The sequence below is a fragment of the Bartonella capreoli genome, assembly GCF_902813205.1.
In the GTDB taxonomy this organism is placed as follows: Bacteria; Pseudomonadota; Alphaproteobacteria; order Rhizobiales; family Rhizobiaceae; genus Bartonella; species Bartonella schoenbuchensis.
Window position 1 is genome coordinate 1 of the sequence record NZ_CADDZX010000413.1, and the last position, 381, is coordinate 381.

1 protein-coding gene is annotated in these 381 nt (G+C 34.6%); it reads left to right on the forward strand.

Annotation, left to right across the window (positions count from 1 at the left end; translation table 11 throughout):
* Nucleotides 1–61: 61 nt before the first annotated feature.
* On the forward strand, nucleotides 62–381 hold a 320-nt coding region (gene rsfS / locus J7R05_RS09050), incomplete at its 3' end, for a ribosome silencing factor (RefSeq protein ID WP_208541943.1).

Consider the following 381-nt stretch of genomic DNA (forward strand, 5'->3'; position numbering starts at 1 on the left):
AACATTTTATAAGATTCTGCAAATCTCTATGAAAAAATTCCTCTTTTTTCTATAATTTCAAATGATAAGAAAGGGTATCGACCTGGAAAATAACTCACAAAAATGCCATCATCTCATGGAAGCACCGGTAGAAGAAAAATTCTTTTTAGTATCTGATGGTCTTAAAATTATTCTCAGTAGTTTAGAAAATGCAAAAGCAGAAGATATTGTTTCTATTGATCTTCAGGGTAAGTCATCTTTGGCTGATTATATGATTATTGCTTCGGCACGTTCGCAGCGTCATGTATCAGCTGTTGCTGACCATTTGTTATGGACTTGGAAAGATAGTGGATACGGTAAGGCAAAAGTAGAAGGGTTTTCTACGGGTGATTGGGTATTAAT